General features: G+C 68.9%; 9 protein-coding genes. 5 read left to right on the top strand and 4 right to left on the bottom strand.

What is annotated here, in order from left to right; genetic code table 11:
* The first annotated feature begins 158 nt into the window (after positions 1–158).
* Positions 159–4,349, top strand: a complete 4,191-nt coding sequence (locus CQ040_RS19275; RefSeq protein WP_258133649.1) for a PQQ-dependent sugar dehydrogenase — start codon at positions 159–161, stop codon at positions 4,347–4,349.
* 52 nt (positions 4,350–4,401) lie between these two features.
* On the opposite strand, the gene CQ040_RS19270 is transcribed toward CQ040_RS19275, so the two are convergent.
* Genes CQ040_RS19270 through CQ040_RS19260 form a run of 3 tightly spaced genes read right to left on the bottom strand, consistent with a single transcriptional unit; the run spans position 4,402 to position 7,689 of the window.
* Positions 4,402–5,583 carry an LCP family protein gene (locus CQ040_RS19270; protein WP_105528676.1) on the bottom strand — a complete coding sequence of 394 codons (1,182 nt, stop codon included), beginning with the start codon at positions 5,581–5,583 and terminating at the stop codon, positions 4,402–4,404.
* Positions 5,584–5,641: 58 nt separating this feature from the next.
* Positions 5,642–7,027 carry a HAMP domain-containing sensor histidine kinase gene (locus CQ040_RS19265; protein ID WP_105528675.1) on the bottom strand — a complete coding sequence of 462 codons (1,386 nt, stop codon included), beginning with the start codon at positions 7,025–7,027 and terminating at the stop codon, positions 5,642–5,644.
* A complete protein-coding gene (locus tag CQ040_RS19260) occupies positions 7,024–7,689 on the bottom strand; it encodes a response regulator transcription factor (protein WP_181157118.1) in 666 nt (221 codons plus the stop codon). The genes CQ040_RS19265 and CQ040_RS19260 overlap by 4 nt, the downstream gene beginning before the upstream one ends.
* Positions 7,690–7,814: 125 nt before the next feature.
* Between CQ040_RS19260 and CQ040_RS19255 the strand changes: the two genes are divergently transcribed.
* Together CQ040_RS19255 and CQ040_RS19250 are read left to right on the top strand one after the other, a co-directional pair.
* Positions 7,815–8,195: a hypothetical protein gene (locus CQ040_RS19255; RefSeq protein ID WP_105528673.1), complete on the top strand. Its 381-nt coding sequence runs from the start codon at positions 7,815–7,817 to the stop codon at positions 8,193–8,195.
* A gap of 28 nt (positions 8,196–8,223) precedes the next feature.
* Positions 8,224–9,099, top strand: coding sequence for a hypothetical protein (locus CQ040_RS19250; protein ID WP_105528672.1), 876 nt, complete (start codon positions 8,224–8,226; stop codon positions 9,097–9,099).
* An 8-nt stretch (positions 9,100–9,107) separates the two neighbouring features.
* On the opposite strand, the gene CQ040_RS19245 is transcribed toward CQ040_RS19250, so the two are convergent.
* Positions 9,108–9,503 carry a helix-turn-helix domain-containing protein gene (locus CQ040_RS19245; RefSeq protein WP_028502629.1) on the bottom strand — a complete coding sequence of 132 codons (396 nt, stop codon included), beginning with the start codon at positions 9,501–9,503 and terminating at the stop codon, positions 9,108–9,110.
* Between the two features lie 100 nt (positions 9,504–9,603).
* On the opposite strand from CQ040_RS19245, the gene CQ040_RS19240 reads away from it, so the two are divergent.
* Both CQ040_RS19240 and CQ040_RS19235 read left to right on the top strand, forming a co-directional pair.
* Positions 9,604–10,950: an MFS transporter gene (locus tag CQ040_RS19240; RefSeq protein ID WP_181157120.1), complete on the top strand. Its 1,347-nt coding sequence runs from the start codon at positions 9,604–9,606 to the stop codon at positions 10,948–10,950.
* A gap of 80 nt (positions 10,951–11,030) precedes the next feature.
* Positions 11,031–14,129: right-handed parallel beta-helix repeat-containing protein (locus CQ040_RS19235; RefSeq protein ID WP_146115308.1), on the top strand; the 3,099-nt coding region annotated here is incomplete at its 3' end.

Raw genomic sequence — 14,129 nt, 5'->3', positions numbered from 1 at the left:
TCCCGCCTTTCTCGTCCATTCGACGAAAGCGCTTGCGAAAGCGTTTGCGTCCTGAGCCGCAGTTTCCGTCCCACGCCTTCTCCGCTGCAGTGCCGCCCCGGAGAAGGGGCACGACCATCGGCACGACACCACACGACGACGACGTTGAGAGGTTTCTGATGCACGAACGAACCATGCGCCCCGCGAGCTCGAGCACTCGATCGGCCGCACCGCCTCCTCGATCCTTCGGCGTCCGACGAACGGGTGCGCTGGTCGCGGCGGTCGCCGTCGTCGGAGCCCTGCTGACCGCGAGTCCCGCGGCTGCGGCGGAACCCTTCACCGAGCTGATCGACTTCGAGGGATACGAGCGCGTCGCCCTGAACGGTCAGGACGGATGGGCGGCGTCGGGGGCGCCTCGCGTGATCGCCGACCCGTTGAACGGCAACAATCAGGTCGTCGAATCCGTCGGGGGAGGGCAGCAGTCGTACCGTGCCATCCCCGCCATCGCAGAGGGAGACACCGGCACGCTGTTCTTCCGCTTCCTGCGCACCGGCAGCGTCGACACCTCGTTCGGACTCACGGATGTGGATGCACCGAACGACTACGTGAACAGTCGCGCCTACGTGAACAACCAGAACGACGACGTGCTGCGTGTCCGTGACGGCGGGGCCTTCAAGCCTGCCGGCGTGTGGTCGAAGGATGCCTGGCAGTGCGTGTGGATCGTCGCCGACAACGCGGCCGACAAGGTCACCGTGTACAGCCAGGGCGGCGCGTACGAGGAGCAGACCCGCCTCCCGGAGGGGACCGAGCAGCAGTTCGGCTTCCGTCAGGCCGTGAACGGCGCGCTCGACCGCTTCTTCTGGAAGAACGGTGCCACGAGCACAGGACGCCTGCTGCTCGACGACGTGGCCGTCGACAACACGGGGGAGAACCTGGCTATCGCGACAGGCAACCCGGGCGACTGCGCACCGGGTGGCACGGCGAACGAGCCGCTGCTCAACCCGCTGCCCGATCCCGCTCTCGCCGACCTCGGGATCGAGGTGACCGAGCTCGCGCAGCTGCCGAAGTCGCAGACGACCCCGGCGACGCAGGATCCGCGTCTCGTTCGGCACAACCGCATCACGCACCTCGACGAGGTGCCCGACGACTCCGGCCGGCTGATGGTGCCCGACAACAACGACATCCTCTATCTGGTCGACAAGGAATCGGGCGAGTACGTCCCGTACCTCAACGTCCGGAACGAGTTCATCGACAACTTCCACAACAGCGCAGGGCTCGGCACGGGTCTCGGTTCCGCCGAGTTCCACCCCGACTTCGCCGAGAACGGGCTGTTCTACACCGTGCACACCGAGGGCGGCACGGCGCTGACGGAAGACACCCCGGACTTCCCCGCGTTCGGCACCACCGCGTTCCACAGCGTGATCACCGAGTGGAAGGCCGATGACCCGTCGGCTGCGACCTTCGCCGGTACGCACCGCGAGGTCATGCGCATCCCGTTCGCCGGACGCGTGCACACCGTGCAGCAGATCGCGTTCAACCCGACGGTGTCGGCCGGGGACGCCGATTACGGCAACCTTTACGTGCTCGTCGGCGACGGCGGGAACGGCGTCGGCAACGGCAACCCGCAGGACCTGGCGACTCCGCAGGGCAAGATCCTGCGAGTGAACCCCACCGGCGATGACAGTGAGAACGGCGCCTACGGCGTTCCGGACGACAACCCCTTCGTCGACGAGGCGGATGCGCTGCCCGAGATCTACGCCGTCGGCATGCGCGACCCGCACCGGATCAGCTGGGACACCGAGGGCGACCACACCATGTACCTCGCCCACATCGGCGAATGGCAGGTCGAGTCGGTCTACGCCGTCGAGCCGGGAGACAACTTCGGCTGGTCGGTGCGCGAGGGCTCGTTCCTGGCCGAGAACCGACAGATCTTCCCGCTGCCGGAAGACGATGCCGAGAACGGCTTCACGTATCCGGTGGCCGCCTACGACCACAACCGCGATCCCGGGCAGACCGGAGACGCCGGCGTGGCCGTGAACGGCGGGTTCGTCTATCGCGGCGAGATTCCCGAGCTCCAGGGGCGCTACCTCTTCACGGATCTGGTGCGCGGCTGGGTGCTGTCCACCGACTCCGCGGAGATGGTGCGCAACGACGGTGACATCGCCGACCTCGCCACGATCGAGGAGCTGCGGGTCTTCGCCGACGGCGTGGAGACCACGTTCCAGGAGTTGGTCGGCGACAAGCGCGTCGACCTGCGGTTCGGCTCCGACGCCGACGGTGAGCTGTACCTCGTGTCGAAGGCGAACGGCAAGATCTGGAAGGTGACGGGCGCGCGCTCGGTCGATGAGCCGACCAACCCGTTCGTTCTCCCTGCGCTCGCACCGAACCTCGTCACGCACCACGACTTCGACCACCCGGATGCGGCGAAGCCGACGATCGAGCTCGATCAGGGTCGCTCCGGCACCCCCATCTCGCTGATCAACGGCGGGGTCGAGATGCGGGTCGCCGATCGCGCCTACCCGGGTGCGGGCGAGGCCCTCCAGACGCAGCAGATGAGTCCGCGGACCGCATCGAACGACGATTGGAAGGCCGGTGTCTACGATGCGGACGGCGTCGAGTCGCTCGACAGGTTCGCCGGCACCGACAAGGCCTCCGTCATGGGCTGGTTCAAGCCGACCGGCGATCACCCGGCCCTGAACTCCGGCACCGCGAAACCTGATGACGTGTACAACGCCATCGGTCTCGCAGGGGTGCTCACCGGCACCTCCGACGGGCACGCGGTGCGAGCGCTGCTCGAGGTCATCACCGTCGACGGCGAGCTCAAGCTCGTGGCTCTCGGGCGCCGCGTCGACGGTGCCGGCTCCTGGACGTTCGCGGCTGACCTGCCCTGGAACGAGATCCTCAAGAAGGGGCAGTGGGTGCATCTCGCGGCGACCTTCGACTTCGCCGCCGGCGAGATGAAGCTGTTCATGAACGGCGAGGAACTCGCGGGGAAGTACACCGCAGCGAACCCGTGGGGAGACGGATCGACCTCCGACACCGCACCGGCCGGCATCAAGATCGGCGGCAGCTTCCCGCAGAACACCAAGGAGGCCAATCCGTTCAACGGGCGGATGGACGACATCATTCTGCTCGACACGGTGCCGACAGCCGAACAGGTCGCCGCGCAGTACGCGCTCTACGCCGTGCCGCCCGTCGAACCGCCGGTGCCGCCCGCGTGCACGCCGGACGGCGAGACCCTCACCGACGTGATGGCGGAGGACGACTGGGCGCCGCGGACACCCGCCAAGTGGGACTTCCCCGGTGACGAGGTCGTGCTCACCGAGGCGGGGACGAACCCGAACGACGGGATCCGCCGTCCGTTCGAGTACGCCGTGCTCACCGAGGGCGAAGAGCTCGGCTCGTTCGACCTCACCGGCCAGGTGCGACTCGATGAGAAGGCATCGGTCAACAACCGCGACGTCATCATCGTCTTCGGGTGGAAGTCGGACACGGAGTACTACTACGCGCACCTCTCGCAGGACAACTCGATCTACCCGCACAACGGCATCTTCAAGGTGAACAAGGCCGACCGCGAGCGGATCGACGACCAGTGGGACGGTGCGGTCGGGGCGCCGCCCGCGGTCACGGACGAGGAGTGGCATGACGTGCGCGTGCTGCGCTGCGCCGACACGGGAGACATCGCCGTGTACGTCGACGGGCTCGACACCCCGCTGATGACCGCGAACGACAAGACCTTCCCCGAGGGGCGGGTGGGCTTCTGGTCCTTCGACAACTTCGGACGCCTCCGCGACCTCTCGGTCACGGCCGCTGCCGAGGACACCACCGCACCAGTCGCGACGGTCAAGAGCGGGGCCGACTTCACCGTCGGACGCGATGGCATCTACAGCAAGGTTTCGTTCAAGCTGCAAGATGCCGGGAAGATCGATCGGCTGACGCTCAACGGCGTCGAGAAGGACCTGACGGACGATGTCTGGTCTGACCTGAACGCGGTGGTGCCGGGTGCGTTCGGGGCGGTGGAAGGGGCCAACACCCTGGTCGTGTACGACCTGGCCGGCAATGCCACCACCGTTCGATTCACGCTCGACGTCACCGCTCCCGCGGTCACGGTCAAGGAGGGCGGACAGTTCACCGTCCGGGCCGACGGCGCCTACAGCCTGGTCTCGTACAAGCTCAACGATGCGGGCAAGGTGGATCGACTGACCCTCAACGGAGCGGGGAAGGATCTGACGGACAACGTCTGGTCGGACCTCAACTTCGTGAAGCCGGGAGCGTTCGGCGCCGTCGCCGGCGCGAACTCCCTGGTCGTGTACGACGTGGCGGGCAATGCCACGACCGTCCCGTTCACACTCACGGGCGCGACCGGATAGTCCGCACTCGCGGGCGTGGGGCCGACGCTCCACGCCCGCGAGTCACGCGGTGCTACCCGGAGTACGGGCGCACGCAGGTGTCCTGCGCCGCGCTCTGCCCGTCGATGCTCTCCGGCAGGCTCTCGGGCTCCGTCGTCGTCGGCTCTTCGGGATCGGCCGACGGCGGGGCGGACGGCTCGGACAACTCGCTCCCACGGCCCGTGTGGTCGGCGCTGATGTTCACCGTCTCGCCCGACTTCACCCGCTCCAGCAGCGCGACGGCGGCCTGCTCGTCGGGGACGACACGGTCGCCGGCGGGAAGGTGCGGGTACGACACGAACGCGATGTTCTCCAGCGGCAGCTCGCTGAAGACCTTCGCCATGGATGCGAGTGTTCCGAGGTCTGCGAGCGGCGTGGACAGCGTCATGTTCCGCGTCGCGGCATCGGCGATCCCGAACAGCTTCACCGGATCGGTCAGGGTCGACTGGTCGCGCAGCGTTCGCAGGAGAGATGAGAGGAACACCTGCTGGGTCGAGATGCGGGCGAGATCGCTCCCGTCACCGATGCCGTAGCGGGAGCGCAGGAGCGCCAGAGCCTGTTCGCCGCTGAGGTCGTAGGTGCCCGCTTCGGGGATCTCCAGCCCGGAGTGCCGATCGTGGATGGGGCCGGCGAAGCAGATGGGCACGCCCCCGACCGCGTTGGAGGCGTCGATGACTCCGGTGAAGCTGATCTCCGCTGCGTAGGCGAGGTCGATTCCGGTGAGCGCAGTGACCGTCGACGCGACGCACCCCAGCCCTCCGCGAGCGAGCGATTCGTTGAACTGCACCCGGTGACCGGCGTCCCAGGTCTTCCCGGTGCCGGGGTCGGTGCACGAGGGCATGTTGACGAGCAGGTCGCGGGGAAAGGAGATCACAGTGGCCGCGTCGTGCGACTCGTTCACGTGCAGCAGCAGGGTGACGTCGTTCCGGCTGCCTTCGACGTCACCGCCCTCGCCGTACTGGGCGCCCTGCCCTGCGCGACCGTCTGATCCGACGAGCAGCACGTCGAATTCGCCGTCGAAGTCTGCGACGGAGGGAGGCTCGTCGGTGTGTGCGGGGTGCAGCTCGACCGTGGTGACGTTCTGCGAGAGTCGGATCGCCGCGACGGCGACCGTCCCTCCACCGATCACGAGGATGGCGACCGCGGTCAGGGTGAGGAAGCGCCGCAGCCGTCGTCGGCGCAGCCTGCTCGGGGCAGCGGGCGGGGGAAGACTCATGGGAAGACCTCTCGACGTCGGCGAGCAGCCAGTGTCGACGACGAATGTCACACGAGTGTCACAGCAGAGGGAGGGTCACGCGGAACGTCGCACCGGGGGAGCAGGCGAGCAGCGCGAGCTCCCCGCTGAGGAGTCGCGCGTTGTCGCGGGCGATCGCGAGTCCGAGCCCGGTGCCGGCCCCGTCGGAGCGCGAACGGTCGGTGGTCACGAAGCGGTCGAACACCCGCTCGACGTCGGTCTCGGCGATGCCGGGGCCGTGGTCGCCGACATCGATGTACAGCACATCGCCGTCTTCATGCACGCGGACGGTGACGGGCGGTCGGCCGTGCCGCGAGGCGTTCGTGAGCAGGTTCGCCATCACGGTGTACAGCCGCGCGGCGTCGGTGTGGATCCGAAGATCGGGGGCGACCGAGGTCTCGAAGACATCGACCCCTGTCGCGTCGACCACGTCGATGAGCAGGTCGTGGAGCACGACTGTCGTCGGGTGTACTCGCGCGACTCCGGCATCCAGGCGGGAGAGTTCGAGGAGGTGCTCGGTCAGGGCGTGCAGCCGACGGGTTCCGGTACGCACGACCGCAGCGGCGACAGCCCGTTCCTCTGCGGTCGCCTGCTCGTCTTCGTCGAGGAGCTCGTCGACCACCATCATCGAGGTGAGCGGGGTGCGCAGCTCGTGGGCGACGTCGCTGACGAGCTGCCGGGACTCCGCCTCACGGCGCTGCAGCTGCCCGATGGTGTCGCCCAGCCGCTCGGAGGAGAGGCGAAGGGCGTCGGCCACGCGGTCGACGTCATCGAACGACGGTTTCCATTCCGGCGGACCGTCGCCGGACCCGACCGCGCGCGCCGTGTCGACCAGGCGGCGCAGCGGACGCGTCAACGCGCCACCGAGCAGGCGCTCGAGCAGGATGACGAGGACCACGACCCCGCCGCTGAGGAGCACTCCGGACACGATGAGCTCTCGCACCTGCTCCTGCTGCGGCTGCATCGAGTAGGCGGTGACCACGGCGAGCCGGGCGCTCGGGTCCTGGGGGAGATCGTCCCGCACGACCGAGACGAAGAACACCTCTCGGCCGTCGAGCGTGGTCATCAGCGAGGTCAGTTCGCCGGAGCGGCTGCTGTCGTCGATGCGCAGTGCGTCGGGCACCTGATCCGGCCGGAGCTCACCGGCGCTCCGGCCGCTGTCGAGGTCGATGATGACCGTCTCTCCGGGGAGGATCTCGGCGTAGTACTTCCATGTGTCCTCGGGCGACGCGGTGGAGATGGAGGTGAACAGGGCGTCGGCCGTCGTCGCGAACTCGTCGAGGAGCCCCTGCTGTCTGGACTCGTAGACGATCTTGCCGGCCGTGAACACGACGACACCGGTGACGAGGACCGATACCGCGATCGTGCTGCCGACGAGAGCGAGGGCGATGGCTGAGCGGAGGGTCAGGCGGCGGCGCGCGGTCATCGCAGCCGGTATCCGATCCCGCGGACGGTCTCCAGCTGTGGCGACGAGACGTTCGCTGCGGTCAGCTTCGCGCGCAGTCGCTGGATGGCGGTGTCGACCACCCGCGGGGTGTCGGGCCGGGACTGCGCCCAGACCGCATCGATCAGACGCGAACGACTCAGGGTGTGCCCGTCGCTGAGGGCGAGCTCGTACAGCAGGCGGAATTCGGTGGCGCTCAGCGGAAGGGCCTCGCCGTCCGCCAGCGCCTCTGCGGAATCCTCGTGCAGTGCGAGCGATCCGACCCGGAGTGGCTCCTCGGTGAGGCGGGAGCTGCGCCGCAGGACGGTCCGCAGGCGCGCTTCGAGCACTGCCACGCTCACCGGCTTCGCGATGTAGTCGTCGGCTCCGGCGTCGAGGCCGATGACGACATCCGCATCCTCATCGCGCGCGGTGAGCATGACGGTCGGGAAGCCCCATCGGGTGCGGATCTCGCGGCACAGCGAGAACCCGTCGCCGTCGGGGAGCATGACGTCGATGATCGCGACATCCGGACTGATCCGTTCGGCGAGCAGGCGGGCAGTGGCGACGTCCGCTGCGGTGTCGACGGTGTGGCCGCGGCGCCGCAGGGCGGTCGTGAAACCGAGGCGGATCTCCGCATCGTCATCCACGAGCATGACCTTCATCAGGCGCCCACCTCCCCGGCCATCGCGCGCTTGCGATGTTAGACGCCTTCGCCCGTGCAAGTGCTCCATGCGGCGACGGGCATGGGTCGCAGGAAGGCGTCAGGTCGAGCCGCTACCCTCATGCCATGCGCCGAATCGTGGTCCTTCCTCTCGTCCTCGCTGCAGGGCTCGCCGCCGGGGTCCTCTCCGGCTGCTCGCAGGTCACGCAGATGGCCGGTGACGCAGTGGGGATCGACGTCCAGGCGACCTGCACCACGATCGACGACGCCTACGGGCAGTACCAGTCACTGCTCGACCAGGGCGAGGTCTCGGCGGAGCAGGCCGACGCGGCGCGCGACGAACTCGTCGCCTCACTCGAAGGTCTCGCGGCCAACGTCGACGGACAGCTGGGCGACCTCATCCGCTCCGGCGCCACCCAGATCGGGGGCATGACCGACCTGCAGGCTCCGGAAACGGTGGAGGCCATCGAGCAGCTCAAGGACTCGGCCTCGGCGTTCTGCGGCTGACCGTCCGGCCTGTGAGACGATGCCGGAGATGAGCACTGCGGCTGATGAAGAGCTTCGCGCCCTCCGGGCCCGCGCCTATGGTCCGACGGCGGACATCGAGAACGATCCCGCCGCGCTCCGCCGCCTCCAGCAGCTGGAGGCGATGAGACAGCCGAAGGCCGCTGTCGACGATGCCGTCGTGCCTGCTCCGGAAGCAGAGACCGTTCGGTACATGGCGCCGATTCGACCGGCTGAACCCGTTCGGGGAGAGGCAGGGGCGGGGCGACGCGCCCAGGATTCGGTGGAGGATGCGCTGGACGTTTTCGCCGGCGCCCCCGCCGAACCGTCGGAGCCGGTCTCGGCACGCGAGAGATCAGCCGAGCGGCTGTCAGCGTGGTTCTCGGCACGGACGTCCAGGATCGTCTGGCTGGCCGCGATCGTGGCGGCGGCCGCGTTGTCGGCGGCCGCCGTGTCGGCCGCCGTCACCTTCGCCTTGGTGAAGATCTCTCCCGTCTCCTCCACTTCCGCCGTCGCTCCGCAGATCGCCACGCTGGAGGCGACATCCACGCTGGAGATTCCGTCCGGGTGGATGGGGGCGGGTCCGAGTTCCGCGGTGTTCGACTTCTACGGGTTGGCTCTCATCGAGAGCACCGGCGGGTACTTCAACGGCTCGGTCGGAGCCGACTGCCTCACCGTCGCCCGTACAGATCAGATTCCTGAGAAGGACGAGTTCGACTCCTCCGAGGGATGGAGCTACGACGGACCCACGTACTCCGGGTGCGCCGTCGGTACGTTCCCCGCGACCGTGGAAGTGCCGTTCGACAGCAATATCCCCAAGGAACTGAGCGAACGCTTCCCCTCGGGGACGGCGCTGCAGTTCGTGTACGACGGCGAGCGCGTCGGGGTCTTCCTCGACAGCGAGTAGGCGAGGGGTTACGCGACGACGGGGTCGCGGTCGAGGGGCTCACTGGCGGTCGAGGCCGCGCGTTGCCGCTCGGCGTACTGCGTGCCCCACCGCGTCAGCTCGATGAGCAACGGGGTGGCGCTGGTGCCGAGTTCGCTGAGGCGGTACTCGACCTTCGGCGGCACCTGCCGGTAGACGGTACGGGTGATGAGGCCGTCTTCTTCCAGCTCGCGCAGCTGGCGGGTGAGCACGCGGGCGGTCGGGTTCTCGAGCAGACGGCCGAGCTCGCCGAAGCGCAGCACCTCGTGCTCGCCGAGAAGCGTGAGGATGCTCGGTTTCCAGGCGCCGCCGAGAACCGCGATCGACACCTCGGCGTCGCACGACTCGGACCAGTCGCGAACGATCCGCTCGGTCTTCTCCCTCATCACACGCTCCTCGTGTCGTCCGCCTTGGTATCCAAACTGTCAGTACGTGACAGAAATGACCGTACTTGCACCTTCTGTCTGTACTTTACAGACTGAGCTTGTGACTTCAACCCCCACCATCGCCGCCTCGCGCTCGACCCTCCGCCTCTGGTTCGCGATGGTCCCCCTGCTCCTCGGAATCCTCATCGGCGCGCTCGCCATCAGCAGCGTCTCCACGGCGCTTCCGGCCATCCGCGGCGAGCTCGCGCTCAGTGACACCGAGGGTCTCTGGCTCGCCGACGTGTATGCGCTCTCGCTCGCCGCGACCCTCATCCTCGCGGCGAGGATCGGTGATGCCTTCGGGCGGAAGAAGATCGTGCTGATCGGTCTCGCCGGATTCGCGGTGCTCAACGCCGTCGGCGGATTCGCGCAGAGCGGGATGCTGCTCATCGTGATCCGGGCGCTGCTGGGTGTGGCCGAGGCGTTCGTCGTCGCCGGGGTCGTGGCAACGATCGGCGCGAAGTATCACGCCAGGGAGCGGGTGCTCGCCTACGGACTGTGGACGGCGACGTTCGGGGTGGGCAGTGCGCTCGGCCCGGTGCTGGGCGGACTTCTGGCGGAGGGACCGGGATGGCGCTGGCTGCTGCTGGGGAGCGTGCCGCTGGCGGTGCTCGCCGGTGTGCTGGCCCTCTGGCTGGTGCCCGACTCCCGCAGCTCCCGGACGCCGTCGTGGGACCTTCCGAGCATCGTCACGTCGATCGTCGCCCTCGGCGCCCTGGCCTTCGCGCTGCACGAGGCGCTCGCCGCGCCGGTGCCCGCGGGAATCGCCGCCGTGGTCGCGGTCGGCAGCCTCGTGTACTTCATCCTGCGCCAGCGCCGGCTGTCCGAGCCGCTCATCGACATGCGTCTGTTCGGGATCCCGGGATTCAGTCCTGCCATCACCCGCATCCTCGTCGCGAGCGGTGTGTCCTCGGCATCCGTCCTCCTCGTGAGCCTGCATCTGCAGGACACCAGGGGATGGAGCGCCGCGGAGGCCGGTCTCGCGATCCTCCCGCAGGCGGCCGCCATCGCGATCGGCGGAGTGGTCGCCCCGATCGCGCTCCGCTGGGTGCGGGCCGAAGCGCTCACCGTCGGGGCGCTGCTGCTGCAGGCTGCCGGCATGGCGTGGCTGTTCACCGACCCCGAGGTCGTCGCCGTGCCGCTGGTGCTGGTCGGGCTCGGGTTCGGCATCGGAGCCACGCTCGCGGCCACCGCGCTGTTCGATGCCACCACCGAAGACGATGCGGGCCAGGTCGGTGCGATCCAGGAGGTCGGCTTCGCGCTCGGCGGTGGCCTCGGCATCGCGGTTCTCGGAACGATTGCCGCGGTGGTCGCCGGCGGGTTCACCACGGCGGCGCTGGTCGCCGCGATAGTGGTGGTCGTCGCCGCCGTGGTGCCGCTCATACGTCGCAGGAGCCTCGCGCGATAGGGGTGGTCCTGCGCGTCCCGGCGGTCTACTCTCGGCAGGAACCGGCGGAGGCCGGGTTCGGTTCGCCGTGAGGGGGCTCCATGAACCGCAGGTCGGGCGCACGCCGTCACAGCACGCTGCTTCTGATGCTCGCCGCCACCGTCTCTCTCGGGTTCGGCGCAGCGGCCTCGGTGCCGGCTGCGGCAGCGACGGGCCTGCCGCTGACAGGCGCGGCGGCGACGAGCGTGACAGGCCCCACCCTCGCCCTGCTCCCTCCGGACGACCTCTCGACGGGTGATCCCGAGCCACCGGACGGAGCACCGGTTCCCGACGGACTCGACGAGCCTGCTCCCGTCCCTGACGAGTCCGTGGTCGAGTTCCCTCCGCCTCCCGCTCCCGGACTGATCCCGAACGCCAACACCGTGCGCATGGCCTGGGTCGGCACTCCCGATCAACGGCCGGATGCCACCGCGCTGCTCACACTGCAGGCCGCCATCACGGCGGCACCCGCGGGCGCCACCGTCTCTTTCGACCCGAGCGACTACGCCTTCACGGGTGCGCTCACCGTCTCCCGGACGGTGACCCTCGACACCAGCGCGGCGTCTGTCCTCTACACCCGATTCACCGTGAGCGGCGGGGGGCTGCAGCTGGCCGATGACGTCACGGTGGGCATTGCCTCGACGGGGGCGACCATCTCGGTGACCGGAGCCGGCGTCGCGCTCACCGACGTGACCGTGCGCAACCCGAATGCGGTGGCCAGACCGACCGGCATCCAACTGGCTGCAGGGCTGACGGGGGTCGTCATCAGCGGCTTCACCATGGACGGCGGCGGTGTCGTCTCCTCCTACGGCATCAACCTCACCACGGGGTCGGCGACCATCACCGGAGCCGACATCAGCGCCGTCGCGACAGGGGTGGCGGTGACCGCCGCATCGCAGGCCGGGGGGATCGTCGTCACCGGCGGCAGCATCTCCGCGGCGGTCTCGGGGCTGTCTCTCGGGACGGCGACGGGTGCGCAGATCACCGGCGTCAGTGTGACGGGGACCGAGGGCACCGGCACCGGCATCGATCTCGCCAATTCGAGCGCAGCCACGGTCGCCTCCGTCACGGTCGACGGATTCGCACGGGGGATCGGCACCGGCACGACCAATGGCTCGGCCGGCGCATCGGTCATCGACGCGACCATCACGGGCGCCGCGCGCGAGGGCATCGCCCTGGGGGCAACGACGGGCGCCAGTATCGTGCGCGCCGACATCACCGGGACCGGGGCTAACCAGTCCACGGGCATCCTGACTCTGCGATCGACCGGGGTGCGGATCGAGACGCCGACGATCACGGGCATGATGTACGGCGTGACCACGCACCTGGACAACACGGGCGCGGGTCCCGCGATCATCGCGCCGCGGATCACCGCTTTCGGTGGCATCACCCTCGGGTCCACCCAGGGCGCCACGATCTCCGACCCCGTGCTCGACGCGGGCACCTGGGGCGACGCCGGCACCGGGATAAACCTCGTCAACGCCGGGCGTGTGACCGTGACCGGCGTGACCGCGACGGGGTTCCTGTATGCGATCGGGTCGCAGTCGTCGTTCACCCCCGAGTCCGATCGCAGGGACATCGTGATCTCCGGGGTCACAGCCGTCGGTGCTCCCGACGCCTCCAGCGGCATCTACCTGCTCGGAGCGTTCAACGCCTCGATCTCCGACGTCGACGCGGAGTTGACGGGCGCTGCTCTCGTCATCCATCAGTCCGTCGGCGTACGCGCCCAGGACATCGTGGTGCACGGACGCACCGGGCTCACACCCGTCACCGGGGCGGCGATCCTCCGCGCCTACGGCTCACAGGATGTGCACGTCGACCGCTCCTCGATCGACGCGGGCTCGTACGGGTTCTTCTACTCCGCGACGGCGGGCGCGAGTGTGACGAACGCGACCGTCGGCGGGGTCGTGGAGCGGGCGCTCTACGGTCGCAGCGTCTCCGACCTCGACGTCGGCTCGTCCTCGTTCACCGGTAACGCCGCCGTCGGTGTCTTCGTCGTCACGACGCCCGAGAACGGCATCAGCCATGACCTCGTCATCCACGACAACGTCATGGCGGGGAACGGGGCGGGGATCGATGTCCTGCAGGGGACCACGGCCACCCAGGTGCTGCGGAACACCGTGACAGGGCAGTCGAACGTCGTCACGGCAGGAGGCGCCCACGACCTGCTCGTGGCGGAGAACATCATCGACCAACCGGCCGGCAGCGTGGCGGTGCGGATCGCTCCGCTCTGGGAAGACGGCGAGACCTCGGGCTCGTACTCCTCGTCGGACGTGCGCGTGCAACGCAACATCTTCACCGGCACGGGCACCTCGATCGCCGTCGGCACCGAAGACCCGGCATCTCCGGAGGCCGAGCGGCGGACGCTTCGAGATCCGGTCCTCGTCACGGGCAACACGTTCGACCCGGCCTCGGTTGCGGTGCGCACCTACGCCAACGCCGTCGTCGGCGACGACTCCGCCGCGCGTCTCGTGCGCTCTCTGCCCGATGGCGGACCGGTCGCGGTCGATGCGCGCGACTACGACGACCCCAACGACTGGGGGTCGGCGTGCCGGGCCACCGGCTACCTCGACGGTGTGCTGTTCCACGACGGCGGGGGCGCGGAGGTCCGCGAGCTGACGGAGGCCCCGGTCCTCTACCCGATGAACTGCATCGATCTTTCGCTGCAGGAAGCGCTCGACGTCGACGACGGTCGGGTTCTCGCGGTCGGTGACCTCGTCACCTGGACGCTCACGCCGCGCAACGACGGTCCGCGCGCGGCGCCGGCCGGCTGGACCGTCACGCAGCTTCTTCCCGACGGTCTCGAGCTCGTGTCGATGTCCGGTGACGGCTACACCGTGAACGGACGGACCGCCACGGCGGACGCCGACCTCGCCGCGGGTGCCGAGGGATCGATCCTCACCGTCGTCGCCCGGATCGTCTCGGTGCCGGGCGGCAGCAGCACGATGCGCAACGTCGCCTATGTCGCACCCGCGGCGACCACGGATCTCGACGGCGACGGATTCGATGACGTCGTGTTCGAGCGGTTGAGCCCGCTGGTCATCCCGACGATCGACACCGATACCGTCGCCTCGGCCACCGACAACGACGCACAGGGTGTCTGGGCCGTGGCGACGGTATCGGTGTCGATCGTCGGGATGACCAGCGGGCTCAACCGCTCG

The sequence above is a fragment of the Microbacterium sp. MYb54 genome, assembly GCF_002979515.1.
GTDB lineage: Bacteria > Actinomycetota > Actinomycetes > Actinomycetales > Microbacteriaceae > Microbacterium.
The sequence above is the reverse complement of the archived record's forward strand: the minus strand, read 5'-3'. Positions and strand labels throughout refer to the sequence as shown.